We start from the raw sequence: 25,646 nt of genomic DNA, 5'->3' as shown, positions 1-25,646 counted from the left end.
TTTTAATAATTTTCAAGTAAAATAAGACTAATTAAATAGTCCCTTAACAGTTAAAACAATCCAATCCCAAGACTTTCCAAGCATACCTGCTTCTTTAACATCTTCTGTTACTTGCAAATTGATACTTGCAATGTTTCGCCCATCTAATTCATAAATAATTTTACCGACGACCTGACCTTTAGATAACGGTGCTTCTAAATATTTTTTATCTAATTCATAACGGGATTTAACTTCTTGCTTACGTCCTTTAGGTAAGGTAACAAAAACTTCATTCAAAACCCCTAATTTAATTTGAGATTTGTCACCATAGTACACACTTTCTTCAGACACCGTTGTTGTACTATCTAATACCTTAAATGTTTCAAAATGAGAAAATCCCCATTGTAATAATTTTTTACTTTCTATCTCTCTACCTTTTTGAGTAGGAACGCCCATTACAACAGAAATTAGACGCATATTACCATTTCCTATTGCTGATGCGACTAAATTATATCCAGCTTTATCCGTATGACCTGTTTTCATTCCATCAACATTCATAGATTTATCCCATAATAATCCATTACGGTTTGGCTGTTTAATCTTATTAAAAGTAAAATCTTTTTCTGCGTAAATCTTATATTCTTCAGGTAAATCACTAATAATATGATGCCCAATAATTGCCATATCCCTTGCTGAAGAATACTGATTATCATCATCTAATCCATGCACAGTTGTAAAATGCGTATTTTTGAGACCAAACTGGCTAACATATTTATTCATAGTGTCAATAAAGCTCTGCTCTGTACCAGAAATATGTTCAGCCATAGCGACACAGGCATCATTACCTGATGCGATAATAATACCTCGATTTAAATCTTTAACTGACACTTGCTGATTTAAATTCAGAAACATTTTTGATGATCCAGGAAAATTCTTGCCCCAAGAACTCTCTCCCACAATTATAGTATCATCATAATGTATTCTCCCTTGCTTTATTGCATCTCCAACAACATAACTTGTCATCATCTTAGTCAATGAAGCGGGATATTGTCTTTGATCGGGATTAAGCGATGCCAATACAGCACCAGAATGGTAGTCCATTAATATATAAGTTTGAGCATTTAAATTTGGGCTAGCAATACCATAATTAATATCTTCAGCGAAAACGTTCGTTGATGACATAAATAAACTTGCTACAAATGTTAATTTTGTTACTTTAACTATATTTTTTAACATATTTTTCTATATCCTATTATTTTATTCTTAGTTAATTAGTTATTGTATTCATAAACAATAAACTGTGGTGAACGAGTTAATTTTTTAATCTTCTCTTTTAATTGTCCAATTTTACCCTTTGTATCAAGGTTTCCAAAATAAATATCATATTTATTACCACTTTTTACTATATGACCATTATATTTATTCGATAATTGATAAAGTGTTTTTTCTGCGCTTTTTTGCGAACTAAAACCAACTACTCTCAATTGGAAAAAAGACGTAGCCTTCTTTTCTATTTGAGAGTCAATTTTTGTTTTATCATTTGTAGCCAAATCTTTATCTTCATAACTTAGCTTTTCCTTAATATCTTTTGTTTTAGCTAGCTTAGACAAACTTTTTACACCAATTCCAGTGACCTTTCCATTTTTATGAACATATAATGCTTCTAATTTAACTTTAGCAACACCAGAATTCAATATACCTATTTTTTGAGCGGCTAATCTTGATAAATCAATAATTCTCCCTTTTGAAAATGGCCCTCTATCATTAATTCTTACAATTACTTTACGATTATTACGTAAATTTGTGACTAAAACATAAGTATTAATCGGTAATGTATTATGTGCAGCGGTATAACTATTATTATTAAAATACTCACCATTAGCAGTACGTCGTCCATGAAACTTTTGATGATAATAACTTGCTATTCCTATCGCTTTATAATGTTTAGATTTATCAATAGATTTTACTGCATATGTTTTACCTTTTACATTATAAGAATACGGCTTATTTGAAACCTTATGATATTTTAAAGTAGCACCATGGATACCATAGTCCTGTTTTGTCGTTGCTTGAGCTGAAATTGAAAATATTAATAAAAATAAAATGTAAAATGAACGAATAATGACTACCATAAAATAAATAATAACCCTTTTAAGTTGAGAAAATAAACATAAAACTACCACCAAACTACTTATTACCTTTAAAAAAATGTTCTTTATGTGAATGAATAGACATAATAATTCCAAATCCTGCCATTAATGTCACAAAAGATGTCCCACCATAACTCACAAGTGGCAAAGGTACACCTACAACAGGTAATATGCCACTAACCATACCAATATTCACAAACACATAAACAAAGAAAATTAGCGTCAATGCACCAACGATAATTCGACCAAATACACTATCAGCTTGAGAACCAATAAACAGCCCCCGACCAACAATAAAGAGATAAATAATCATTAAAATAATAAACCCAAGCATACCATATTCTTCACTTAAAACAGCAAAAATAAAATCGGTATGAGGCTCCGGCAAAAATTCTAGTTGAGATTGTGTTCCTTCCATCCAACCTTTGCCAAACAGTCCTCCAGAACCGATTGCTATCTTAGATTGTAAAATATGATAACCCGCACCCAGTGGATCTTTTTCTGGATCAAGTAATGTTAATACTCTCGTTCTTTGATAATCATGCATTAAAAACATCCACATAATAGGAATAAATGCAAGAATTGCTAACGATGCAATTAAAATAAGCCACCAACTCATTCCCGCTAAAAATACAACAAAGATCCCTGAGGCACTAACTAAAATAGAGGTACCTAAATCTGGTTGTATTGCAACCAATAAAGTAGGTACTAAAATAATAAATAACGCAATGAAAGTGTCTTTTAATGTAGGAGGAACAGATCTATTCCCTAGATAAACAGCAACCATTAAGGGAACTGATAACTTGACTATCTCAGATGGCTGAAAACGAAAAAGCCCAAGATCTAACCATCTTTGAGCCCCTTTACTTGTTGTTCCAATGAGATCAACTAATATTAAAAGAACGATACCGACAATAAATAAATAAGGAGATAAACGCTGGTAAAAACGAGGTGAAAACTGAGCCATTACAAACATAATAAAAAAACCAAGACTAACTTGGATTAAACGATTTTTAAACATATTTGTATTACCACCTGACGCACTATATAGGATAAGTAATCCATAACCAGATATGACCAATAATCCAATAAATAGCCAAATATCAATATGCAATTTATTCCATAGTGAAAGCCATGTTTTTTTATCTGTCATACTTTTTACCTATTTGAATATTTTTATTTAACGAATCTATATGCTCTTTATTTGCTATCTCAGGTAGTCTTTTATTCAAATAATAATCCATAATCTGTCTAACAATAGGAGCAGCATTACTACTTCCTCCACCAGCATTTTCTAAAATAACAGACACTATCATCTTAGGATCTTCATAAGGTGCATAAGCAATAAACCAAGCATGATCATGAAATTTATTTTTTAATTCACTCGCATCATAAACTTGATTTTCTTTTAAACTAAATACTTGTGCAGTACCTGATTTTCCTGCTACATGGTAATTAGCACCTGAAAATGCTTTACGACCAGTACCCGATGAACCATTAATAACGTTGTACATTCCTTTTTTAGCAATAGACCAATATTCTACATTCGGTTCTGTAATATCTTCATAGAGTAACGGATCTTGATAAGTTTCAATTGTTGTCCCTTCAATTACCTTCATCAAATGCGGTGTATTTACTTTGCCATTGTTAACAAGAACTGCAAGAGCCTTAGCTACTTGTAACGGTGTAGCAGTCCAATATCCTTGACCAATACCAACAGAAATAGTATCGCCTTGTAGCCATGATTTTTTATAACGTTTCATTTTCCATTCACGACTCGGCATATTTCCATCGGTTTCTTCTTTAATATCTATCCCTGTCGGCATACCAAACCCAAAACGTTTCATCCAAGTAGAAAAACGATCAATTCCCATGTTATAAGCTAGCTGGTAGAAAAAAGTATCTGAAGATTCCATAATAGCTTTATTTAAGTCTGTATTTCCATGACCAGAACGTTTCCAATCTCTAAACTTTTTAGTAGAGTTCGGCAAAATCCAGTATCCTGGATCAAATATTGTAGTATGAGGTGTAATCACTTTTTCTTGCAACCCAGAAACAGCAACAAAGGGCTTTACTGTTGAAGCGGGTGGATATGCCCCCTGAGTAACTCGACTATATAATGGTCTATCAGGATCTTCTAATAATTGTTTATATTGACTACTTGAGATCCCTCCTACAAATAAATTATTGTCATAACTTGGAGTAGAAACCATTGCCAAAATACTGCTGTCTTTCGGATCAAGTACAACAACAGCGGCTCTCCTATTTTCAAGTAATTCATAAATATAACGCTGGAGTTCTAAATCAATAGTTAAATGAATACTTTTCCCTGCAATTGCCGGTTGTTCTCGTAATTTTCTAACCACTTTTCCGCGATTATTAACTTCAACTTCTTCAAACCCCACCGTTCCGTGTAATTGCTCTTCATAATAACGTTCAACACCTAGCTTACCAATATCATGAGATCCCGCATAATTAGCATAATTCTCTTTTTTCTTTAAGCGCTCAACATCTCTGTCATTAATTTTAGCAACATAACCCAAAACATGCGTTAACGGTTCACCATAAATATAATGACGTTTAAAATAAGGTTTTACTTCTAAGCTAGGATAATTATATTGATTCACAGAAAAACGAGCGATTTGCTCATCTGTTAGATCTGGCTTTAATAAAATCGGCGTATAACGAGAAGCTCGACGTCTCTCCTTTTTAAAATTATCAATATCTTCATCGGTTAGACCAATCATAAATCTTAATGCGGCAAAAGTTTCTTCTAAGTTCTCAACCTTTTCTGGAACGATATAAAGACCAAAAAACGTAATATTCTCAGCAAGTAAAATACCATTACGATCGTAAATTAGTCCTCTTGTAGGCGGTATAGGTAATAACTTAATACGATTACCATTAGAACGAGTTTTATAAATTTCATAATTAACTACCTGCAAATGATATATATTAGTAAACAAAATACTAGATAAAATAATCACCCCCAGAAATGCAATTAAAGCACGACGAGCAAAAAGATTTCTCTCTGCTTTCTTATCTCTAATCGTATCCCTCATAGGTTGAGCAAGTAATTTTTTTAAGTTCATCGTTTTTATATTATCCTATCATAACTATGTCGTAGTTATTCACGATGATATGGGTGATTAGTCGTTACAGACCAAGCTCGATATAAGCTTTCAACAACTAATACTCTAACAAGAGGATGTGGCAATGTTAGAGGCGATAATGACCAGCTTTGTTCTGCTTTTGCTTTACATTCAGGAGACAAACCTTCTGGTCCACCAATTAACAAGCATACATCTCGCCCATCAGTTTTCCAAACCTCTAATTGTTCTGAAAGTTGCTGCGTTGTAAAAGGTTTACCCGGTATATCAAGTGTAACAATACGATTTTTACCACAAGCAGATAACATTAATTTTCCCTCTTGTTCTAAAATCCTTTTGATATCTGCATTTTTACCACGTTTACCTGCTGGAATTTCTATTAGCTCGAAAGGCATATCTTTAGGAAAACGTCGGCGATATTCTTCAAATCCTTCCGTAATCCATGAAGGCATCTTTGTTCCAACTGCAATAAGATAAATTTTCATATTGTCTTAATATCTAACGCCAAAGTTTCTCTAATTGATACATTTCTCGGCTTTCTGATTGTAAAATATGCACCATGACTTCACCAAAATCAACTACTACCCAATCTGCTGTTGCTTTACCTTCTTCACCAAATGTTTCAAAACCAGCTTGTTTACTTTCATCTATTAATTTTTGAGCTAGAGATGATACATGGCGACTAGATGTTCCTGTACATAAAATCATATTATCAGTAATTGATGATTTTCCTTTAACATCAATATTCAAAATATCTTCTGCTTTCAGTGTATCAAGTTTATTTATAATAAAATCAACTAAATTCATTTATTTGTATTTTCCCATTATATTTGCTTAAGCTGACCATTCTATCATGAGAGAGAAAAGAGATAAATAAAAGATAAAGTATTAATATTTTAATTATTTATCTTCTTCATAGGCTATTCCCTTGCCTAATTCTCTGTGCTATTTCACGCATTTTAACTGCACTTTCTCTAAAAAATAATTGGTATGATGGACATAAATAGTTGTGGAGAATAGGCGTATTCGGTAACTTAACTATCCGGTGTTTAGGACAACCACCATGACAAATTGGTCTTAACTCACATGATTTACATAAAGGAGATAATTTTGTTTTTTTCTCCATACCAAAACTAATTTGTTGCTTAGAATTTACCATATTAGATAAAGACTGTTGCGTTAAATTACCAATATAATGCTTAGGATAAACATAATGATCACAGGAGTACACATCTCCATTTGACTCAACAACCATTGTTCTCCCACAAGTTTCACGGTGAACGCAGTTATTAGAAGGATAGCCAAGCCATTGCCCTAACAAATTATCAAATTCAATAACAAAAATTTTTCCAATATCTTGCTTTATCCATTCATTAAAAACATCAACTAAAAATCGACCATAACCATCAGATTTTACTGAAAAATCAGTAACAGAATAATGTTCATCTCTTCTGTTTATTTCAACAACTGGAATAAACTGCATAAATGTTGAACCCAATTCTTTCAAAGCTAAATAGGTTTCTTTTCCCTTATTCCAATTTTGGTCATTAACAACAGTTAATGTATTAAAATCAACTTGAAATTCGTTTAATAATTCGACCGCACTTTTTACTCGCTCAAAAGTGGGTTTACCATTTACTGAAATACGATATTTATTGTGGATCGCAGATAAACCATCAATAGAAATACCAATTAAAAAATGATTTACCTTAAAAAACTCAGCCCACTGCCGATTAATTGCAATGCCATTAGTTTGAAAAGAATTGGTAATTTTTTTACCTTTAGAAAATTGTTTTTGATACTTAACTGCCTGTTTAAAAAAATCAATGCCAAGTAATGTTGGTTCTCCTCCTTGCCAAGCAAAATCAATTTGCTCACCCGCATGAGAATCAATATAATTTTGAATATAATGCTTTAAGACATCATCAGACATAAATTCCGTTTTATGTTGAAAAATATGCTCTTTTTCTAAATAAAAACAATACTCACATTTAATATTACAATGATAACTACTTGGTTTTGCCATTAAATGAAAATAAGCTTTACTTGTTGGCATTATCACAATCCTTATAAAGAAAATTAAAAAGCTAAATAAAAAAATTACTTATCTTTATGAGAAGGTAACAACAACCCATTCTTTTTTAATTCTTTAGATATCCGAATAGCTGTTTCCGTTTCACAGCCAGAATATTCCGCTATTTCACGATGAGTCCAATTATAATAAGGAAAATGCTCAGAAAGAAAATGTACACTATCAAGGATCCTATCAACCGTTTTCATATAGGCACTTTTAGCTAAACGTTGCTCGGCATCTCGTAATTCACTTGCAATAATTTGTAATAAAAAACGGCTTATCGTTGGATTTTGTAATAAAAAGAGCTGCGTATCTTCAGGCTTAATACAGATAATTTCTGCCTCCACTAAAACTTTTGCACTACAATGGTACATGGTATCTCCGAATAATGTCCGATACCCAAAATAATCACCTTTCTGATACAAGCGAACTAAACTTTCTTTACCATTATCCAATGTGTGATACAAGCCAATTAAACCTTCTTTAATAAAATAAAATTCCTGTGCAATTTCGCCTTGTTTATACACCGTCATACCTTTAAAAAAAGTGTGAAAATGTTTTAATTTGCAATGTATTAATGTAGAAGGAAGAATTGGATTACTTTCCATAATATGCCTTTTTATATACGTTTATTAAAATATTATCTCAAATAAATTAAATGCCTCAAACTCGGAAGAAGAGGCATTTAATAATAACGTAAATCGATCCTAAATTAAACTTCATCAATTATTCTATATACCCAATTTTCCAAAGGGTCACCTAATCTCTTCATTTCAAGACGCATTTCTTCTAGCATTTCTTTTTTAATCTCTCGATAATCATCATCATAAAATAAATTATGTAATTCACCTGGATCTTTGCGAATATCGTAAAGTTCACATAAATCAGTAGCATTAAATACTAATTTATAATCTTTTCTTCGCCACATTCTTTGCTCAAAATACACAAAATGCCCTGCAAGTTGTCCTAATATCCCTTTACGGTCATTAGATTTATGTTCCCTTGTCAATGGCAATAAGCTCTCACCTTGGAAATCATCTGGTACAGTTTGACCTGCAATATCAAAAACAGTGGATGTCAAATCATGTAAATAGACCAAATTATCATCAACTTCATTGACACGCTCAGAATTTGGATCTTTCACTATTAAAGGGATATTGTATGTCGATTCAAACATAAACTCACCTTTCTCAATCATTCTGTGAGCTCCCATCGCATCACCATGATCCGCTGTTGCGACAAGGAATGTATTATCATAAAGATTATGTGCTTCAAGATAATTAAATAACTCACCGATAGCATCATCAATTAAAGTAATATATCCCCAGAATTTAGTAATCACTTCACGCCAATGTGCTTCACTTGCTTCCCACATACCCCACATTTTAGAAATTGTACGGTAATGTCCGGGTTTACCCTCTAATGGTTTAAAGAAACTCTCATCTAAGACAACATCTTTAGGATCATACATAGAATAATAAGGTTCAGGAACAATACAAGGTGTATGAGGTCCCCAGAAATTAATCCAAGCAAAAAATGGTTTATTTTCAGAAAGCGATTCTTGAATGTATTTTTTTGCCTCATCAATAATAAAATATTCAATAGTCTGCTCTTTAGTCCCGGATAATAATCCACAAAGTTCTTGTACTCTTAAATGAGGATTGTCCCCAAAATAAGCACGACTAACTTCAGGAATATCATAACCTTTTTCATCTAACCATTCTTTATAACGATTAGAATGTGTTGGCGGTTGATCAAATACTAAATTTTTATATACTCGACTTCCAGGATAACCATATCCATCAAAATTATGTCCTTTAATTCCATAATCTTCAGGTACAGATTTTGTACCTACATGCCATTTACCAAGTAAATAAGTATTATAACCCTCAATATGACCAATATTCGGTTTCGTTGGGCTTATCTCGCCAGTTCCACCTTTTTCACCATTTTTAATAATCCCGTGAGATGATGGCATTAATCCTGTAAATAAAGAGGTTCTTGCCGGACCACAAACTGAGGCAGGAGTAAATGCATTATTAAATCGAATTCCATCTCTCGCCAATCGGTCAAGATTAGGTGTCTTTACAATATTATGACCATAAGGACCTATCATATCTTTTCTTACCTGATCTAATAAAATATAAATCACATTATTCATAGCAACAACCTCAATATAACTAATTAAATTCTTTTTCTACCAAATACAAACAATACCACTATTTGTAATATTGCATAGACTCCTAATACAAGCAATGGATTACCATCTATAGAAGCTAAGCCAAGTGGTGATAATAAAGTGTACAATGTTATTAAACCTAAAACTAAAGAAGCAACAACTAAAGGTGCATATTCCCAGTTAGTTAAATCAACATTGGCATAATTTTCTTTATTTTCCACGTAAGGTTCTCTTTTCCAAACTAGACCGAGTAATAACATTAACACTACATCAAATACGAACAGTGTAGCCATTACATACACAAAGTTCACTTTGACATTAAATACCCATACGATAGAGAAATAAAGAATCACATGTAACAACAATGCGGTTTTTGCCGCTCTACCAGAGACGGTTTTATTAAACAAACCAACAGCAAATAAAGCAACAATAGGAATATTAACAAAACCTGCAAAACGTTTTGTTAATAAGAAAATACCATCTGTACCAAACATTAATAAAGGTCCAATTATCATAGTTATTACAGCCATTACAGCAGAGACTTTCTTAGCATAAGTAATTAATTCTTTATCTGAAAATTGTTTCTTAGTAATAGATGGTAATAAATCTTTACAATAAATAGTTGCTGCCGAATTTAAGAATGAGTTAAATGTACTCAAAATAGCACCAAATAATGCAGCAATAAAGAAGCCTTGTAATGCTGTTGGCAACACTCTATTAACTAATAGAGGATAAGATGCATCCATTCTTTCCCCTTCACCAATAATATGAAAACTTAACAATCCTGGTAAGTTTAAAATAATAGGTAATAATAGTAAGAAAAGTGCAGCAATCAAAATACCTTTTTGCCCAGCTTTTAAATCCCTTGCTCCTAATGCACGTTGTACAATAGCTTGGTTAGTTGTCCAATAGAAAAAGTTTACAATTAAAATACCCGTAAACATTGCGGGCCAAGGCACGGCATCTTTTGGTCCTCCAATTGCATTAAATTTCTCTACATGTTGTGTAGTAATAATATGGATACCTTCAGAAAAACTGCCATTTCCTAAGTAGACTAAAGCAAAGATAGGAACAAGTAATGCGGCAATAACAAGAATCACAGCATTTAAAGTGTCAGAAACTGCAACAGCTTTTAACCCACCAAAAATAGCGTAAATAGCACCGACAATACCGATTGCAATCACCGTATAAGTAATTGATTGTCCATAAGTTAATCCAAAGACAGTTTCAAGATTAAAAATTTTATTAAATGCAATAGCACCCGTATAAAGTGCGGTCGGAATAACGATAAATAAATAGAAAACTAAGAATAAACCCGACATAATCAATCTTGTTTGTCTATCAAAACGGCTTTCAAAAAATTCTGGTATTGTAGTGTATCCATTGCGAATATATTTAGGTAATAAATATAGTGCTAAAAAACAAAGTGGAACAACTGATTGAACTGTCCAAGCAATAATAGAAAAATTTCCTGCATAAGAGTTAGCATTTACACCGATTAATTGTTCTGTAGATAATGAAGTTAGCACCATAGAACAACCGATGACCAGCCCACTTAATCCACGTCCAGCCAGAAAATAACCTTTTGATGTACTTAAATCATCATTTTTAGTTCTATACCAAGAAATAAGTGCCACTATTCCTGTTACAACTAAAAAACTCACAATAGTCAAGAACATATTGACCTCCTAATGTTTTACAAATTAATCCTAGACCATCTTTCGATACTTATGTGTCATCATTAGTAAGAATCTGTTAAAAATATCTTTCATCACAAATTCCATAATTTGAAACAAGTTTAGAATAATATGATTAAAAAAATACGATTATGATAACCATCATATTCACTTAGTGATCCCGATCACAGTTCAAATAAATAACTAAATTTTTTTAATTTATGAGAATGATCATAAAGAATTAATACTTTTTACTAAATAATACTCAAAGTTCTCTTTCTTAATAGGAATAATAAATATGAGTATAACGGTTATCATTATCTTAATTATCTGTGGCACATTAACCAATTTAATGTCAGCATTGTTTGGTATTGGTGGGGGAGTATTAATGGTACCAGTATTACACACTTTGTTTCCTGAATTTCCTTTACAAATGGTCGCAGCAACATCCTTAACTATCGTAATTGGAACATCAATAATTAATTTGTTTTACTTTTATAAACAAAAAATTCAAATAAACTTTAAATCAATGTTGTTATGGTCTATTGGTATGATCATTGGTGTACAAATTGGATTTGAAGGAAGCTTCTATATTCCCGACTGGTCTATTATCGCAATATTTGTAATTACACTAAGTATCTTAGGAATTAGAACCTTATTTCTAAATAACACTCTCAACAACAATGAAAATAAACAAAACAATGACACTTTAAAGGGGATTATATTTTGCTTTCTAGGGGGAAGTATTGCAGGTGTAACAGGAATAGGTGGTGGATCAATTATGGCACCATTAGTAGCACAACTTACAAGCGTTAAACCTTATCAAATTGCAGCCTATACTAACTATATGATGGTTATTGGTGGGTTAGGGAGTTTATATGGATACTTGACTAAAATACCTGATTTTTATTTAGTCAACTCTTGGCAAATCGGTTATATAAATTTTTCAGTTGTTGTAATTGTAGTGATAAGCTCATTCTTAACGAGCTTTCTGTCAATGAAAATAAGAGGTATTTTATCTCCAGAAATATCTAGAAAATTATTAGGTATTATTTTATTTATCATTGCTGGATATATGCTTGCTCTACAAATAAACTAAAGCGTACATATTTATATTCAAATAAATTTAAAGGCGAGTAGTCCAAATTTGATATAGATCACATTTCTTAATTATTTTTTGAGAATAATTATCATATAAAACAATTAAATTTCATAAAAAAACCAATAACCTAGCAATAAATATATATAAATAACCTTACAAAAAACCACAATATATAGTGGTTGAAATAAAATTAAAATCTATATATAGTGCCGATGAAATTTAATAAACACAACATATAGGGTCTAAATGATGGGTACATTTTTTGTTATTAAACGTGATGGTTCACGTATTAGCTTTGAACTACAACGCATTATTAATGCAATCAAAAAAGCAGCAAATGCAGTCGGAATCAATGATGATCGTTATTGCCATAATATTGGTCAACTGGTTTGTGATGATATTTTTGGACATTACCAGCAAGAAATTGATATTAACCAAATTCAACAACTCGTTGAAAATCATTTAATGTCTAGCCAATACCCACAAATTGCCCGTGCTTATATTGAATATCGACATGATCGTGATTTAGCTCGTGAAAAGCGTAGCAGCTTAACTAAAGAAATAGAAGGATTGATAGAACAAAGTAATGTGGAATTACTTAACGAAAATGCCAATAAAGATGCGAAAGTGATCCCCACCCAACGTGATTTACTAGCAGGTATCGTTGCTAAACACTATGCGAAAAGCTACATTCTACCAAAAGATGTTGTTAGCGCACACGAAAAAGGCGAAATTCATTATCACGATCTTGACTACGCCCCATTCTTCCCAATGTTTAATTGTATGCTTGTTGATTTAAAAGGTATGCTAAAACAAGGCTTTAAAATGGGTAATGCAGAAATTGAACCGCCAAAATCAATTGGAACAGCAACGGCGGTTACTGCACAAATTATTGCTCAAGTCGCAAGTCATATCTATGGAGGAACAACAATTAACCGTATTGATGAAGTACTTGCTCCTTATGTACAATTAAGTTATGAGAAACATCTAAAAAATGCAGAAACTTGGCATATTCCCGAAGCAGAAAAATATGCACAGGCACTTATTGAGAAAGAATGTTTTGATGCTTTCCAGTCCTTAGAATATGAAGTGAATACCTTACATACTTCTAATGGTCAAACCCCTTTCGTTACCTTTGGTTTTGGACTAGGAACCACTTGGCAAGCTCGTTTAATCCAACAATCTATTTTACGTAATCGTATCCGTGGACTAGGTAAAAATCATAAAACCCCTGTTTTCCCCAAATTAGTATTTACTATTAAAAAAGGTGTAAATCAAAGTACTAATGATCCAAACTACGACATCAAGCAACTCGCATTAGAATGTGCTTCAAAACGTATGTATCCTGATATTCTCAACTACGACCAAGTCGTTAAAGTAACAGGATCATTTAAAGCACCAATGGGCTGTCGTAGTTTCTTAAATGCTTATGAGCAAGATGGAGAATATCAACACGATGGGCGAAATAATCTCGGTGTCGTGAGTTTAAATTTACCAAGAATTGCTTTGGAAGCCAAAGGAAATGAAGATTTGTTTTATCAAATCCTTGATCAACGACTTGCTATTGCTAAAAAAGCACTAATGACTCGTGTTGCACGTTTAGAAAATACCAAAGCACGTGTTGCCCCAATTCTTTATATGGAAGGCGCTTGTGGGGTAAGACTAAAAGCTGATGATAATGTAGCACAAATATTTAAAAATGGACGAGCGTCTATTTCACTTGGCTATATTGGTATCCACGAAACCATTAATGCTTTATATCATCAGCATATTTATGATGATGAGCAACTTAGACAAAAAGGTATCAAAATTGTTGAATATTTAAGTAATGCTACCAAACAATGGAAAGCAGAAACAGGTTATGCTTTTAGTTTATATTCCACACCAAGCGAAAATCTTTGTGATCGTTTCTGTCGTTTAGATACCAAACAATTTGGCGTCATTGATGGTGTAACCGATAAAGGTTATTACACTAATAGCTACCATTTAGATGTAGAGAAAAAGGTCAATCCATACGATAAACTCGACTTTGAAATGCCTTATCCATCATTGGCAAGTGGTGGCTTTATTTGTTATGGCGAATATCCTAATATTCAACATAACTTAAAAGCCCTTGAAGATGTTTGGGATTATAGCTATGACAGAGTGCCATATTATGGAACAAACACACCGATTGATGAATGTTATGACTGTGGTTTCACTGGTGAATTTGAATGTACCAGTAAAGGCTTTACCTGTCCAAAATGTGGCAATCACGACAGTACCAAAGTGTCGGTTACTCGTCGAGTTTGTGGGTATTTGGGTAGTCCTGATGCTCGCCCATTCAATGCGGGAAAACAAGAAGAAGTGAAACGTCGTGTAAAACATTTATAAATTTGACCGCACTTTTGTATAAATTACCTAAAAGAAAGCCTGTACGAGTAAAATATTCACTCGTACTGCTTTAAAAATCTTAAATAAAATGAATTACTTACAATATTATCCTGTTGATATAGTTAATGGCGAAGGCACAAGATGTACGCTATTTGTTAGCGGTTGTGAACACGCTTGTAAAGGTTGCTATAATAAAAAAAGCTGGTCTTTTTCAGCTGGTGTAGTCTTTGATCAAGTAATGGAAGATCAAATTATTCAAGATTTACAAGATACCAGAATTAAACGACAAGGTTTAACCTTATCTGGAGGCGATCCCTTACACCCTAGAAATATCCCCACTTTATTAAAACTCGTTAAGCGAGTAAAACAAGAATGTACCGATAAAGATATTTGGGTATGGACTGGTTACAAACTAACCGAATTAAACGAACAGCAACAAGAAATGCTACCTTATATTGATGTATTAATTGACGGAAAATTTATCCAAGAACAAGCCGATCCCGCTCTTGCTTGGCGAGGATCGGCTAATCAAATTATTCATCGCTTTTCAGCAAAAGATATTCGCTAATCTCTAACTAAAAAGCGAACAACTCGTTTCCCAAATAGTTTCTGAAATGCGTTCTGGTGTTTCATCTCTTAATTCACAAAGTGCGGTAAAAATTTCTGCAATTCTTTCTGGGCGATTAGGCTGTCCTTGAAAGCCAAAAACGGGCATATCAGGGGTATCTGTTTCCAATAATAAACTATCTAAAGGTAAGCGTTGAATAGTGTTTCTAGTTTTATTGGCTCTAGCATAGGTGATCACGCCCCCTACTCCTATTTTATACCCTAAATCAACAAAACGTTTTGCTTGCTCATAACTACCAGAAAAGCCGTGAATTACACCACATTTATCTAGTTGAATACGTTTTAAAAAAGGGAAAATTTGATCTTGTGATTTTCGGTTATGAATATTCACAGGTAAATGATATTGTTGAGCTAAAGATAATTGAGCTTCAAAAAAATCACATTGTTTTTTCCATAATTCATCTGTTAATAATTCAGGAATTGCACGCTCTAAACCAATCTCACCAATAGCAACTAAACGCTCATTTTTTTCATTAAGCAATTTTTCGAGTAAAACCAAGTGATCCTGCTGATGTTGCTGAATATATAAAGGATGTAAACCCAATCCATAACAAAGCTGATTAGGAAAAAGTGCGGTTATTTTTTCAAGATTTTTAAACTGCTCCGCCATTACCGCAACAATTAAAATCTTTTCAACCTGTGCTTTCCTTGCATTTTCTACCAATAAAGATATTGGCTCATTAGTTTCATAAGCCAAATAATCAAGGTGAGTATGCGTATCAAAAAATGCCACAATAACTACCTAACAGACACCGATTGAATAACAATTTCATTTTTAGGTACATCACGATAAAAGCCAGCACTACTCGTTTCAACTTTGGCAATTTTATTCACTACATTCATTCCAGCAACGACTTTTCCAAATACCGCATAGCCCCAACCTTGTGAACTTTTATCTTTATGATTTAGAAAATCATTATCCGCAACATTAATAAAAAATTGAGCCGTTGCAGAATGAGGATCACCTGTTCTTGCCATAGCGATTGTGCCAATTTGATTTTTTAAACCATTATCCGCTTCATTCTTGATAGGAGTATTAGTTTCTTTTTTCTTCAAACCACTGGCAAATCCACCACCTTGAACCATAAAACCATCAATCACACGATGAAAAATCGTACCGTTATAAAAACCACTTTGACTGTATTCAAGGAAATTTTTACTGGAAATCGGGGCATTTTTTTCATCTAGTTGAATATCAATATCACCATAATTAGTATGCAAAATAACATTAGTTGCACTGACAGTCAACGCTATCAAAGAAAGTGAAAGTGCGGTCATAAATTTTAACGTTTTCATTTTTTTATTCCTAGGACTGACTATAAATTAGGACGCTAAAAGCGTCCTATAAATTTTGATTATTCAACCGTTACTGAATTAATAATTACTTCTTCTTTTGGTACATCTTGATGAAAACCATAGTTACCTGTTTTTACTTTACGAATTTTATCTACAGTTTCCATACCCTCAACCACTTCACCAAATACGCAATAGCCCCAACCTTGCATTGTTTCAGATTTAAAATCTAAAAAATCGTTATCACTAACATTAATAAAAAATTGTGCAGTTGCTGAATGTGGATCAGAAGTACGCGCCATTGCTAATGTACCACGTTTATTACTTAAACCATTATTTGCTTCATTTTTAATTGGATCTTTGGTGTTTTTTTCACGCATTCCCGCTTCCATTCCACCACCTTGGATCATAAAACCATCAATAACACGATGAAAAATTGTGTTATTATAGAAGCCATCTTTACAATAATTTAGAAAGTTTTCCGCTGTTTTTGGTGCTTTTTCAAAATTCAAATTAATTTTAATATCGCCAAAATTTGTGTGTAATGTAACCATTTTTATTTTCCTATAAAATTTAGAGATGGTTATTATTCCATAAAAGCGTAATAAGTGCTATAAAGAGCGGTCAGATTTAACAATAAAATGAGAACAAACAAATGCTAAAAATTTTTAATACATTAACCAGAGAAAAAGAAATTTTTAAACCAATCCACGACAATAATGTTGGTATGTATGTATGTGGTGTAACTGTCTATGATTTATGTCATATCGGACACGGACGCACATTTGTTTGTTTTGATATGGTTTCTCGTTATTTACGTTATTTAGGTTACAACCTCACTTATGTACGTAATATCACCGATGTTGACGATAAAATCATTAAACGAGCCTTAGAAAATAATGAAACTTGCGATCAATTAGTCGATCGTATGGTTGTAGAAATGTATAAGGATTTTGATGCCTTAAATATTTTACGTCCAGACGTTGAACCTCGTGCAACACATCATATGCCAGAAATCATTGGTATTATTGAAAAGCTGATTGCTCGTAAACACGCTTATGTCGCTGAAAATGGTGACGTGATGTTTGATGTAGAAAGTTTTAAAGAATATGGCAAACTCTCGCGTCAAAATTTGGAACAATTACAAGCTGGGGCAAGGGTAGAAATTTCGGCTATCAAGAAAAATCCTATGGATTTTGTGCTTTGGAAAATGTCTAAAGAAAATGAACCTAGTTGGCAATCGCCTTGGGGTGCTGGTCGCCCTGGTTGGCATATTGAATGTTCAGCAATGAATAGTAAACAACTAGGTGAACATTTTGATATTCACGGTGGTGGTTCTGATTTAATGTTCCCACACCACGAAAATGAAATTGCACAATCTTGCTGTGCTCACGGCACTCAATACGTCAACTATTGGATCCATTCCGGAATGATTATGGTTGATGCCGAAAAAATGTCAAAATCATTAGGTAATTTCTTCACTATCCGTACCGTTTTAGAGCATTATAATGCTGAAACCGTACGTTATTTTTTATTAAGCACTCATTACCGTAGCCAATTAAATTATACAGAAGAAAACCTTAATCTTGCTCAATCTGCTTTAGAACGTCTTTATACTGCCTTGCGTGATACAAATAAAAATGCCATTGCTAAAGGTGGAGAAAAATTTGTCGAAGCCTTTACGGAAGCAATGAATGATGATTTCAACACGCCAAATGCAGTTTCTGTCTTATTTGAAATGGCAAGAGAAATCAATAAGCTAAAAACAGAAAATAAAGCGGAAGCGAATCATCTCGCCGCTCGTATGCGTGAATTAGCGAAAATTCTTGGCTTCTTGGAACAAGATCCAGAAGAATTTTTAAAAGCAGGGTCTAACGATGATGAAGTTGCTAAAATCGAAGCACTGATCAAACAACGTAATGATGCTCGTGCCGAAAAAAACTGGGCTGCTGCCGATGCCGCTCGTGATGAGCTCACTGCAATGGGTATTATTCTAGAAGATGGTGCTAATGGCACAACTTGGCGTAAGAAATAAGCTAACTAGTTATTGATTTTATTAATCCTAAAACCAAAGGTCTAAAAAACAGTTTAGACCTTTTTATAATATTTATTACGAAAATAAAAGTGCGGTGTTTTTTTAGAAAGTTTTATTAAAATCAACAATAAACCTATTTCACTAAAGACTTATTCATCACTTCAAACCAGTCTACTGTTTTCTGATTGATAGATTCTAATTGTTCTTGGACAAGATCCGTTTGTTCAAAAACACGTTGCCAATAAATATTGCCTTTAGAATAACAATCGCCTGCAATTATTTTTGTAACTTCTGAAAAACATTTATCTAAATCCACCGTACTTTGTTCTTTTTTTGTACCATCTTTTTCAAGTAGATTTTTTAGATAATCTAATGCGAAAGCACTTGGCACAAGGAAAAGCTCATTTTGCCCGAGTAAATAATCTTTTATATATACTTCAAGCTGTTTAAGTGCGGTTGTTTTTTCAATAGAACTAAAGGTTTTATATCCATCACGACCATAATGAATAGCGGGTAAAACTCGTTTTTGTGTAACAATTTGTAATAAATAAGGGATCCACACTTGGATAATATCTTTATTTTTTATGCTGGCCACTCGCCAAGTAACACGTTGTGTATTATTGTTATAAAGATGATCTAATGTACCTCGTAAACGTATTTTCCGATTATCAACTTCAATTAGCTGATCAATGTAAATACTGTCATATTGTTCTGTTAGGTAAGTATTGATTTGCTCTTTAAAATCAAGGATATTATCTTCAAAATTTTGCTGATAAATCTCTGCAAATGTGCCTCTTGGCATAGTACCTTTAATTTTTAATTGCTCAAAAAATTGATTAAAATTAGTTGAATCACAGTGAATCAGTTGTTCGTTAATCAAATAATTATCTAAACTATCTAAAATAAAGTTTTCCGTATCCGCAATAGTATCAATATCATTGCCCAGATATACGCCTAAACGACGTTCAAAAAAGAATTTTACAGGATCACATATAAAGGCAATTAGGTTTTCTAATTCAATAACTTCAATTTGTTCAGAACATTGTAATGGCTGAATAAAGTGATTATCAGCTTGCTGTCTATCGGCTTTTGCTACGGATAACCACCTTTTTGCAAAAGTGCGGTCATTTCCTTTGAAGTTTTGCTCTCCAAAAGCTGTCATTGAATGCTGTTTGATCAGTGAGTTTTTAATCTGCTTTCTTTCTGATAACTCACCTATTTTTGATAAATTTTCTGCGAGATAATCTAATAACTGACTAACCAAAACAGAAGGTTCTCTTTCGCTATCATCAACAATGGAACGTCCAATATAACTAATATATAAGTAATCTTGAGCGGATAATAATGCTTCTAGGAATAAATAACGATCATCATCACGTCTTACTCGATCACCTTTTTGTCGATGATAAAACATTAAATCAAAACTATTTGCAGTTTGTTGACGAGGATATTCTCCGTCATTCATTCCTAATAAGCACACCACTTTAAAAGGAATCGAACGCATTGGTAGTAGGGTACAAAAATTCACTTTACCAGCAAGAAAGGTTAAGCTATTCGGTATTTCTTGTAGCTTTTCTGTTAATGTTTCAGCTATCACTTCTACCGATAAAACATCGGTAAATTGCACACTTTGCAGCTGTTCTGTTAAGGCTTGAATATTTTCTTTAAAATACCACAATGTTTTACTACTCTGCGGTGTTTCTGCAAAAAAACCATCAATTAAATCAGATAAATAAGCTTGCCATTGTTCTGCTTGATATTTTCCTTGTAAAATCTGTTGCCATTGATACAAACAATCAATAAAAGCACTTAATGATCCTGCAATTTCGCCCTGTAAACCATAGCTACTATCAAAGCCAAGACTATCTTGCCAAATACCATTTTCTTCTCGCATTGCATAACCGAGTAGCATTCGTTCTAATCCAGCTTTCCAAGAATTATAATTTTTCTGTTGATTATCTAAGGATTTTTCTAATCCAAAGCGAATACCCGATTTTTCTACCCAATAACGAATTTGTACTAAATCATTTTCTTCAATATCAAAATGTTCTCGAATACTTGGAATATCCAAGAAAGCCAATACTTCCTCAGCAGTAAATAAACTTTCTTTCAAATTAAGTAAGTGAATAAAACTCATCACTAATACATCACTTTCTGATAATTTATTATCCGATATGGAGAAAGGAATATAATGTTCTCCTTGACTAAATACCGCTTGAATGTAAGGAGTGTATTTATCGATATCCGCCACCATTACTACAATATCTTTTGGCGTAATTTTTTCATCTTCTGCTTTATTTTTATTCTCATTGAATAAATGCAATAAATAATCCTGTAAAGCTTCTACCTCACGCATAATGCTATAACAAGAATGGAAGCTAATAGAACGATCATTATCTTTCTTAATTAATGAATTTATTTTAGAAGTAGCAAGATTTAAAATACTTGTTTGTAATTGAGCAAGTAAATGACGATCTGAGCCTTCTGTATAAGCCTCAATTTCTAGATGATCAATATCCGATAATAAATACAAAAAATCTCGCCCTAATTTTCCCCAAGAAGCTAGTAAAGGATGCCCAATTTGTAATTTTTCACCTTCATTCGTTCGATCAACTTTTTCATTACCAATGTTGACAAGTTGATTTTCTGAAAAAATGTCTCTGGTTTCACTTGAAAACTTACCTTGAGAATCGGATAAATAAGTATAACGTTTCTTTTGTTGTAATTTCTGCAAATAGCGTTCATCAATAATATCTCCCCAATATTCTTTGGAAGCACTATTAAAAAACAAATGTACCTGACAATAATCGCTTAAAGCTTGTAAGGTATCAAGGTACACTTTTGGTAACGCAGAAATACCAAAAACAAAAATACGTTTAGGCAAATGTTGTGGATTTTGAATAGCTAATAACTCAAGAAAACGCTTATGTAAATTAGCACGATGATGAGCATTAGGGTTTTCTTGTTTAATTTCTCGCACCAACGCACGCCATAATAGCCCCTGCCATTGTATGTGTTCACTTACTTGGGTAAAAGTGCGGTCATTTTTTTCATTATTTATGGACTGATTAGCTTTTAATTTATTAAATTGAATAATCGCTTGCTCAATTTTATCATCTTGATTATTTTCCCAAGCATCAATCCACTCTGGTCGATAAACTAAATATTGGTCAAATAAATCAGCGATCTTACAAGCTAATTGATACAATTTTTGTTGTTCCGCCTCTTGAGAATATTTTAAATAATGACGTAAAGGTTGAAAATTTTCTTTATCTAAAAATGTAGGGATCAAACGCATTAATCGCCAGATAATGCTCTCTTTATTAAACTGACTTATTTTTTCTACATTAGAGAGATTATCAACATATTGTTGCCAAATAAATGTCGCAGGCATCGGAAATTTAATATTACTCGCAATCCCTTTTTCTTCAGCTATTTTCCACTGTAACCATTTTGCCATTCCCGGACTTTGTACGAGAATCACTTCAGATTCAAAAGGATTATTTAGAGGTGTGATATCCATTACTCTTAATAAAATAGCTTTTTGTACTTCAAGTTGATTGGAATAATAAATAGTAAATTGTGATTGCATTTCCGATTGCATTTCCATAGTTAATAGTTATGAGAGTTATAAACTTACCTCTCGATTAAGATATTGTACTTTTACCTTTTTATTAGCACATTGAATAGTAAAAGTTAAATCATTTTGTATTATACGATGCTGACAAGCTAATTTTAAAAATAATCGTTGTTTTTGATTTTCTGCAATCTGTAATGCTTGATAATGTTGATAAATTTCAACCGCACTTTTTCGTTGATAACTTGTCCACTGATTAATAGACAAAAAAATACCACTAAATAGACTTAAAGTCATTAGTAAACTCAATAAACTCATTCCTTTATATTTGGATACGTTATAATTCATCATTAAAATCATACCAACTTTTTGAGGATAACTGCCATTGACTATATTCTTTCACCACAGAATTTATTACTGACTTTTTATAAGCTACTGTTACACCTTCAATCAGCGTTAAATTTCCTCCTGTTATAACAGTTCCACGGATTTTCCCTTTTCCTGAAATAAGCAGATCATCTTCAGCAATAACTACGCCATAGAGATCATTGTTAATTTCCCATTGAGAATGATCCTTTGGAAACCAATATAACGTTGCTGTTTTACTTTTAGGTAAATTGTTCTTTGGTATTACGAGCTTTTCTTTAAAAATTTGTAACTGTTCTGAGTCAATATAATTCTTGAATTCTTTTTGATAAGTTGATTTTTTCGGTAATTCTTTAAATAAAAAATGCCTATCACACCAAATTGCCGTAGATATATTGTCATTAGTGCGGTCATTTTTTAGCGTATTTTCTAAAATAATCTTATGCGTTTTTTGATTATTATCTAAAGAAAGCGTATTGCATAAATGTAAAATATTTTGTTGACTAGCATTTTGCAATACCAAACTATGTTCAAGATAATTTTTTCTTAAAGCGATAATTGAACGATGTGTTTTTAATATACCATCATCAAGAAATAATAAAATCAATAGTAAAGCACTTAATATCAACAACAAACTTAGTGTCATTATCCCTTTTTCAATTACTCTCATTATTTTCAGTCCAAATGATATTATTAAGAATAGGAATAATAGATGAAGTTTCATAACGAATATCTGGTGATGATTTTAGATACCCCTCCAATGATACCTCAATTGCTTTTCCTTCAATAAGCCAACTAAAATTTAATGTTGAAATAGCAATTTCATTATCATCTAATAAATCAATCCAACCGCTAGAATCACAAGCTGATGCCTGTAAATATTTAAAACATTGAGATGAGGTACATTGTTGACTAACAGAATTTTTATAGGCACTTCTGGTTTCAATCATATTTTTATTTAAACGATAACCAAACAATTCACTTTCTATTTCTTTAGTGCTATTTTTTCCTTCTTTAATACATAAACCTTGTGTGTAAGTTGTCCCAATACAACCTGTTGCATTTAAATCATAAAAGAAAATCACACAACTATTCTGAGTTTCTGTTGCTAATTGACCGATAGTCACTGAATATGGATTATTTTTTTCAAAATAACTTAAATTATCCACCTTTATCTTATCTGATATAGCACGAAATCCTGAACGACGTAAATCTTTTGCAATTAATTGTACTGTTCTCTGTAATTCTGATTGTAAATATAATTTAGAAAAAATCTTTTTATTTTGATGTTCTGTTTGTGTATAAAAACTAATAATGATAAATAATAAAATGGAAGATAAACTTAAGGAAAGTATTAAACTTAATAAGGTTTGTCCTCTATATATCTTACCTATTATCATAAATTGCTCTTCACACAAGCACTAAGTGATTGATAATTTTTCAATTTAACACTCCCTATATTAAACAAAGAGAATACTGTTCTGTATCTATCAGACTGCAATACAAAACAAATTGTTGATAAGGTATTACGAACACCACTTAAACGAGTCAATTCCTTCGGATAATATTTTTTACTTATCAACATTGTTCTACTAGAAGCGGAAGAAATATAAATTTTAGGATGAGTCGATTTATCACAACTACTCGGAGATAAGCAATTACAAATATGACGACTTTTTAATTGGGCAACCAAGCACCATTTGTGAGTAATTACATCTCTATTCGCTATTAAAAGCCAAATTTGATTTGAATTTTCAACACGAGCCTGAATATCTCTCAAAAATAGATAAAGTTTATGCTGTTCTCTTGATAAGATCGTTTTATCATTTAACTTTTGGAAACTAGGAAGTGAAAAACTAATTAATAGACTAATAATCCCTATGACTAATAACATTTCCAATAAAGTAAATCCTTTATTATTCATTTCTCAATCCTTTTCTATTTTCAATAAAATATAAACGGGAAATAATTAGATGAAAAGGAAGTTATTAAATCATTGCGATCAAGATCGTAAAAATAAGTAATAAGAATGAATTAAAAAATTTCTTATAGAAAATATTAGAAAACAAAGGAAATTATTTGGTGGGTCGTGAGAGATTCGAACTCTCGACCAACGGATTAAGAGTCCGCTGCTCTACCACTAAGCTAACGACCCTAGAGAGTCTAGTAAATTAATGGTGGGTCGTGAAGGATTCGAACCTTCGACCAACGGATTAAAAGTCCGCTGCTCTACCGACTGAGCTAACGACCCTATCTACAATAGGCTTGTAAGTAAATATTGGTGGGTCGTGAAGGATTCGAACCTTCGACCAACGGATTAAAAGTCCGCTGCTCTACCGACTGAGCTAACGACCCTATTTACGATAGGTTTGCTACAAACTTGGTGGGGCGTGAAGGATTCGAACCTTCGACCAACGGATTAAAAGTCCGCTGCTCTACCGACTGAGCTAACGCCCCAGCTACTCATCTGTAACGGAAGCTTATGATACTGTTTTTATTTTAATAATCAATAAAAAAAAACTTTTTTTTAGTTATTTGAATAAATAGTCATCACATTCACTGCAAAATATCATTTTTTAAGCAAAAAATAAGGCTTATTATCCATAAGCCTTATCCATTATTATTTTAAATTAATAATTAATATACTAGTACTGCACGACGATTTTTTGAATAAGCTGCTTCATTATGACCTAATTCAGCAGGTTTTTCTTCACCATAAGATACAGTAGAAACTTTATTAGCTTGTACACCTTTAGCTTCTAAATGATTTTTTACTGCATCTGCACGACGTTGACCTAATGCGATATTGTACTCTGGAGTACCACGCTCATCAGTATTACCTTCTACTAATACTTTAGAGGCTGGCACAGAATTTAAATATGCAGCATGAGCATCTAAAATTTGTACGTACTCACCTTCTACATTATAACGATCAAAACCAAAATAAACGGTGTTATAACGTTGCTGTAAATCTTGAACAGAATAACCACCAAAAGTTTGTTCTGATGCCATTTCTGACTTGTCATTTTTTGAACTACTACAAGCAGCTAATAAAGCTACTGCACTTGCAACAGCTAACAATTTTGTAAAGTTTTTCATAAACTT

Annotated in this window: 23 protein-coding genes and 4 tRNA genes; 4 read left to right on the top strand and 23 right to left on the bottom strand. The window is 32.5% G+C overall.

Going from position 1 to position 25,646, the window contains the following annotated elements; all coding sequences use genetic code 11:
* Window positions 1–27: 27 nt before the first annotated feature.
* The 10 genes from EV697_RS00600 to EV697_RS00555 form a co-directional block, all read right to left on the bottom strand.
* Entirely contained in the window at window positions 28–1,215 is a 1,188-nt protein-coding gene (locus EV697_RS00600) for a D-alanyl-D-alanine carboxypeptidase family protein (protein WP_132021509.1), read from the bottom strand.
* Between the two features lie 35 nt (window positions 1,216–1,250).
* Entirely contained in the window at window positions 1,251–2,111 is an 861-nt protein-coding gene (locus EV697_RS00595; RefSeq protein ID WP_132021507.1) for a septal ring lytic transglycosylase RlpA family protein, read from the bottom strand.
* 55 nt (window positions 2,112–2,166) lie between these two features.
* Window positions 2,167–3,282 carry a rod shape-determining protein RodA gene (rodA, locus tag EV697_RS00590; RefSeq protein ID WP_132021505.1) on the bottom strand — a complete coding sequence of 372 codons (1,116 nt, stop codon included), beginning with the start codon at window positions 3,280–3,282 and terminating at the stop codon, window positions 2,167–2,169.
* Window positions 3,272–5,221, bottom strand: a complete 1,950-nt coding sequence (gene mrdA, locus EV697_RS00585) for a penicillin-binding protein 2 (protein WP_132021503.1) — start codon at window positions 5,219–5,221, stop codon at window positions 3,272–3,274. The genes rodA and mrdA overlap by 11 nt, the downstream gene beginning before the upstream one ends.
* Window positions 5,222–5,256: 35 nt before the next feature.
* Window positions 5,257–5,724, bottom strand: coding sequence for a 23S rRNA (pseudouridine(1915)-N(3))-methyltransferase RlmH (rlmH, locus tag EV697_RS00580; protein ID WP_132021501.1), 468 nt, complete (start codon window positions 5,722–5,724; stop codon window positions 5,257–5,259).
* A gap of 13 nt (window positions 5,725–5,737) precedes the next feature.
* Window positions 5,738–6,046 carry a ribosome silencing factor gene (rsfS, locus tag EV697_RS00575; protein ID WP_132021499.1) on the bottom strand — a complete coding sequence of 103 codons (309 nt, stop codon included), beginning with the start codon at window positions 6,044–6,046 and terminating at the stop codon, window positions 5,738–5,740.
* A 106-nt stretch (window positions 6,047–6,152) separates the two neighbouring features.
* Window positions 6,153–7,295 (bottom strand): anaerobic sulfatase maturase, encoded by a 1,143-nt coding sequence (locus EV697_RS00570; protein WP_132021497.1) that lies wholly within the window; start codon window positions 7,293–7,295, stop codon window positions 6,153–6,155.
* Between the two features lie 44 nt (window positions 7,296–7,339).
* Entirely contained in the window at window positions 7,340–7,921 is a 582-nt protein-coding gene (locus EV697_RS00565; protein WP_132021495.1) for a Crp/Fnr family transcriptional regulator, read from the bottom strand.
* A 104-nt stretch (window positions 7,922–8,025) separates the two neighbouring features.
* Window positions 8,026–9,474, bottom strand: a complete 1,449-nt coding sequence (locus tag EV697_RS00560; protein ID WP_132021493.1) for a sulfatase family protein — start codon at window positions 9,472–9,474, stop codon at window positions 8,026–8,028.
* A gap of 23 nt (window positions 9,475–9,497) precedes the next feature.
* Window positions 9,498–11,171: a solute:sodium symporter family transporter gene (locus tag EV697_RS00555; RefSeq protein WP_132021491.1), complete on the bottom strand. Its 1,674-nt coding sequence runs from the start codon at window positions 11,169–11,171 to the stop codon at window positions 9,498–9,500.
* 295 nt (window positions 11,172–11,466) lie between these two features.
* Here EV697_RS00555 and EV697_RS00550 point away from each other — a divergent pair, with 295 nt between their 5' ends.
* The 3 genes from EV697_RS00550 to nrdG all read left to right on the top strand — a co-directional run bounded on the left by EV697_RS00550 (window position 11,467) and on the right by nrdG (window position 15,211).
* The gene (locus EV697_RS00550) at window positions 11,467–12,267 is read left to right on the top strand and encodes a sulfite exporter TauE/SafE family protein (protein WP_132021489.1); all 801 of its coding nucleotides are present in this window, start codon (window positions 11,467–11,469) and stop codon (window positions 12,265–12,267) included.
* A 252-nt stretch (window positions 12,268–12,519) separates the two neighbouring features.
* Window positions 12,520–14,643: an anaerobic ribonucleoside-triphosphate reductase gene (nrdD, locus tag EV697_RS00545; RefSeq protein ID WP_132022277.1), complete on the top strand. Its 2,124-nt coding sequence runs from the start codon at window positions 12,520–12,522 to the stop codon at window positions 14,641–14,643.
* A gap of 88 nt (window positions 14,644–14,731) precedes the next feature.
* Window positions 14,732–15,211: an anaerobic ribonucleoside-triphosphate reductase-activating protein gene (gene nrdG / locus EV697_RS00540; RefSeq protein WP_132021487.1), complete on the top strand. Its 480-nt coding sequence runs from the start codon at window positions 14,732–14,734 to the stop codon at window positions 15,209–15,211.
* A 3-nt stretch (window positions 15,212–15,214) separates the two neighbouring features.
* Here the strand turns inward: nrdG and EV697_RS00535 are convergent, their stop codons facing one another.
* From EV697_RS00535 to EV697_RS00525, 3 genes are all read right to left on the bottom strand, one after another.
* Window positions 15,215–16,003, bottom strand: a complete 789-nt coding sequence (locus EV697_RS00535) for a TatD family hydrolase (RefSeq protein WP_132021485.1) — start codon at window positions 16,001–16,003, stop codon at window positions 15,215–15,217.
* 5 nt (window positions 16,004–16,008) lie between these two features.
* Window positions 16,009–16,548: a peptidylprolyl isomerase gene (locus EV697_RS00530; RefSeq protein WP_236824081.1), complete on the bottom strand. Its 540-nt coding sequence runs from the start codon at window positions 16,546–16,548 to the stop codon at window positions 16,009–16,011.
* Between the two features lie 77 nt (window positions 16,549–16,625).
* Entirely contained in the window at window positions 16,626–17,117 is a 492-nt protein-coding gene (locus EV697_RS00525; RefSeq protein WP_132021481.1) for a peptidylprolyl isomerase, read from the bottom strand.
* 101 nt (window positions 17,118–17,218) lie between these two features.
* On the opposite strand from EV697_RS00525, the gene cysS reads away from it, so the two are divergent.
* Window positions 17,219–18,598 carry a cysteine--tRNA ligase gene (cysS, locus tag EV697_RS00520; protein ID WP_132021479.1) on the top strand — a complete coding sequence of 460 codons (1,380 nt, stop codon included), beginning with the start codon at window positions 17,219–17,221 and terminating at the stop codon, window positions 18,596–18,598.
* 133 nt (window positions 18,599–18,731) lie between these two features.
* Here the strand turns inward: cysS and recC are convergent, their stop codons facing one another.
* From recC to pal, 10 genes are all read right to left on the bottom strand, one after another.
* On the bottom strand, window positions 18,732–22,190 hold the full coding sequence (gene recC / locus EV697_RS00515; RefSeq protein WP_132021476.1) for an exodeoxyribonuclease V subunit gamma: 3,459 nt from the start codon (window positions 22,188–22,190) through the stop codon (window positions 18,732–18,734).
* Between the two features lie 36 nt (window positions 22,191–22,226).
* Complete coding sequence (locus EV697_RS00510) at window positions 22,227–22,526, bottom strand: DUF5374 domain-containing protein (protein WP_418883947.1); 300 nt, start codon at window positions 22,524–22,526, stop codon at window positions 22,227–22,229.
* Window positions 22,513–23,211, bottom strand: a complete 699-nt coding sequence (locus EV697_RS00505; protein ID WP_165906452.1) for a DUF2572 family protein — start codon at window positions 23,209–23,211, stop codon at window positions 22,513–22,515. Before EV697_RS00505 ends, EV697_RS00510 begins: the two co-directional genes overlap by 14 nt.
* On the bottom strand, window positions 23,198–23,941 hold the full coding sequence (locus EV697_RS00500) for a hypothetical protein (protein ID WP_132021472.1): 744 nt from the start codon (window positions 23,939–23,941) through the stop codon (window positions 23,198–23,200). The genes EV697_RS00505 and EV697_RS00500 overlap by 14 nt, the downstream gene beginning before the upstream one ends.
* Window positions 23,938–24,465 carry a prepilin-type N-terminal cleavage/methylation domain-containing protein gene (locus EV697_RS00495; RefSeq protein WP_132021470.1) on the bottom strand — a complete coding sequence of 176 codons (528 nt, stop codon included), beginning with the start codon at window positions 24,463–24,465 and terminating at the stop codon, window positions 23,938–23,940. Before EV697_RS00495 ends, EV697_RS00500 begins: the two co-directional genes overlap by 4 nt.
* A gap of 156 nt (window positions 24,466–24,621) precedes the next feature.
* Window positions 24,622–24,696: transfer RNA gene (locus tag EV697_RS00490), tRNA-Lys, on the bottom strand.
* Window positions 24,697–24,716: 20 nt separating this feature from the next.
* Window positions 24,717–24,792, bottom strand: a tRNA-Lys gene (locus EV697_RS00485).
* Window positions 24,793–24,820: 28 nt separating this feature from the next.
* Window positions 24,821–24,896, bottom strand: a tRNA-Lys gene (locus EV697_RS00480).
* 26 nt (window positions 24,897–24,922) lie between these two features.
* Window positions 24,923–24,998: transfer RNA gene (locus tag EV697_RS00475), tRNA-Lys, on the bottom strand.
* Window positions 24,999–25,178: 180 nt separating this feature from the next.
* Window positions 25,179–25,640 carry a peptidoglycan-associated lipoprotein Pal gene (pal, locus tag EV697_RS00470; RefSeq protein ID WP_132021468.1) on the bottom strand — a complete coding sequence of 154 codons (462 nt, stop codon included), beginning with the start codon at window positions 25,638–25,640 and terminating at the stop codon, window positions 25,179–25,181.
* Between the last annotated feature and the right edge of the window lie 6 nt (window positions 25,641–25,646).

The sequence above is a fragment of the Bisgaardia hudsonensis genome (assembly GCF_004345785.1).
GTDB lineage: Bacteria > Pseudomonadota > Gammaproteobacteria > Enterobacterales > Pasteurellaceae > Bisgaardia > Bisgaardia hudsonensis.
The sequence above is the reverse complement of the archived record's forward strand: the minus strand, read 5'-3'. Positions and strand labels throughout refer to the sequence as shown.

What these genes read in the sequence shown, in the direction of transcription:
- EV697_RS00510 (WP_418883947.1), bottom strand. Translation starts at nt 22,526, where the DNA reads ATGATGAATTATAACGTATCCAAATATAAAGGAATGAGTTTATTGAGT.
- mrdA (WP_132021503.1), bottom strand. Translation starts at nt 5,221, where the DNA reads ATGAACTTAAAAAAATTACTTGCTCAACCTATGAGGGATACGATTAGA.
- EV697_RS00495 (WP_132021470.1), bottom strand. Translation starts at nt 24,465, where the DNA reads ATGAATAATAAAGGATTTACTTTATTGGAAATGTTATTAGTCATAGGG.
- EV697_RS00560 (WP_132021493.1), bottom strand. Translation starts at nt 9,474, where the DNA reads ATGAATAATGTGATTTATATTTTATTAGATCAGGTAAGAAAAGATATG.
- EV697_RS00505 (WP_165906452.1), bottom strand. Translation starts at nt 23,211, where the DNA reads ATGAGAGTAATTGAAAAAGGGATAATGACACTAAGTTTGTTGTTGATA.
- EV697_RS00570 (WP_132021497.1), bottom strand. Translation starts at nt 7,295, where the DNA reads ATGCCAACAAGTAAAGCTTATTTTCATTTAATGGCAAAACCAAGTAGT.
- cysS (WP_132021479.1), top strand. Translation starts at nt 17,219, where the DNA reads ATGCTAAAAATTTTTAATACATTAACCAGAGAAAAAGAAATTTTTAAA.
- pal (WP_132021468.1), bottom strand. Translation starts at nt 25,640, where the DNA reads ATGAAAAACTTTACAAAATTGTTAGCTGTTGCAAGTGCAGTAGCTTTA.
- EV697_RS00600 (WP_132021509.1), bottom strand. Translation starts at nt 1,215, where the DNA reads ATGTTAAAAAATATAGTTAAAGTAACAAAATTAACATTTGTAGCAAGT.
- EV697_RS00500 (WP_132021472.1), bottom strand. Translation starts at nt 23,941, where the DNA reads ATGATAATAGGTAAGATATATAGAGGACAAACCTTATTAAGTTTAATA.
- EV697_RS00550 (WP_132021489.1), top strand. Translation starts at nt 11,467, where the DNA reads ATGAGTATAACGGTTATCATTATCTTAATTATCTGTGGCACATTAACC.
- EV697_RS00555 (WP_132021491.1), bottom strand. Translation starts at nt 11,171, where the DNA reads ATGTTCTTGACTATTGTGAGTTTTTTAGTTGTAACAGGAATAGTGGCA.
- recC (WP_132021476.1), bottom strand. Translation starts at nt 22,190, where the DNA reads ATGCAATCACAATTTACTATTTATTATTCCAATCAACTTGAAGTACAA.
- EV697_RS00530 (WP_236824081.1), bottom strand. Translation starts at nt 16,548, where the DNA reads ATGACCGCACTTTCACTTTCTTTGATAGCGTTGACTGTCAGTGCAACT.
- rsfS (WP_132021499.1), bottom strand. Translation starts at nt 6,046, where the DNA reads ATGAATTTAGTTGATTTTATTATAAATAAACTTGATACACTGAAAGCA.
- EV697_RS00595 (WP_132021507.1), bottom strand. Translation starts at nt 2,111, where the DNA reads ATGGTAGTCATTATTCGTTCATTTTACATTTTATTTTTATTAATATTT.
- rodA (WP_132021505.1), bottom strand. Translation starts at nt 3,282, where the DNA reads ATGACAGATAAAAAAACATGGCTTTCACTATGGAATAAATTGCATATT.
- rlmH (WP_132021501.1), bottom strand. Translation starts at nt 5,724, where the DNA reads ATGAAAATTTATCTTATTGCAGTTGGAACAAAGATGCCTTCATGGATT.
- nrdG (WP_132021487.1), top strand. Translation starts at nt 14,732, where the DNA reads ATGAATTACTTACAATATTATCCTGTTGATATAGTTAATGGCGAAGGC.
- nrdD (WP_132022277.1), top strand. Translation starts at nt 12,520, where the DNA reads ATGGGTACATTTTTTGTTATTAAACGTGATGGTTCACGTATTAGCTTT.
- EV697_RS00525 (WP_132021481.1), bottom strand. Translation starts at nt 17,117, where the DNA reads ATGGTTACATTACACACAAATTTTGGCGATATTAAAATTAATTTGAAT.
- EV697_RS00565 (WP_132021495.1), bottom strand. Translation starts at nt 7,921, where the DNA reads ATGGAAAGTAATCCAATTCTTCCTTCTACATTAATACATTGCAAATTA.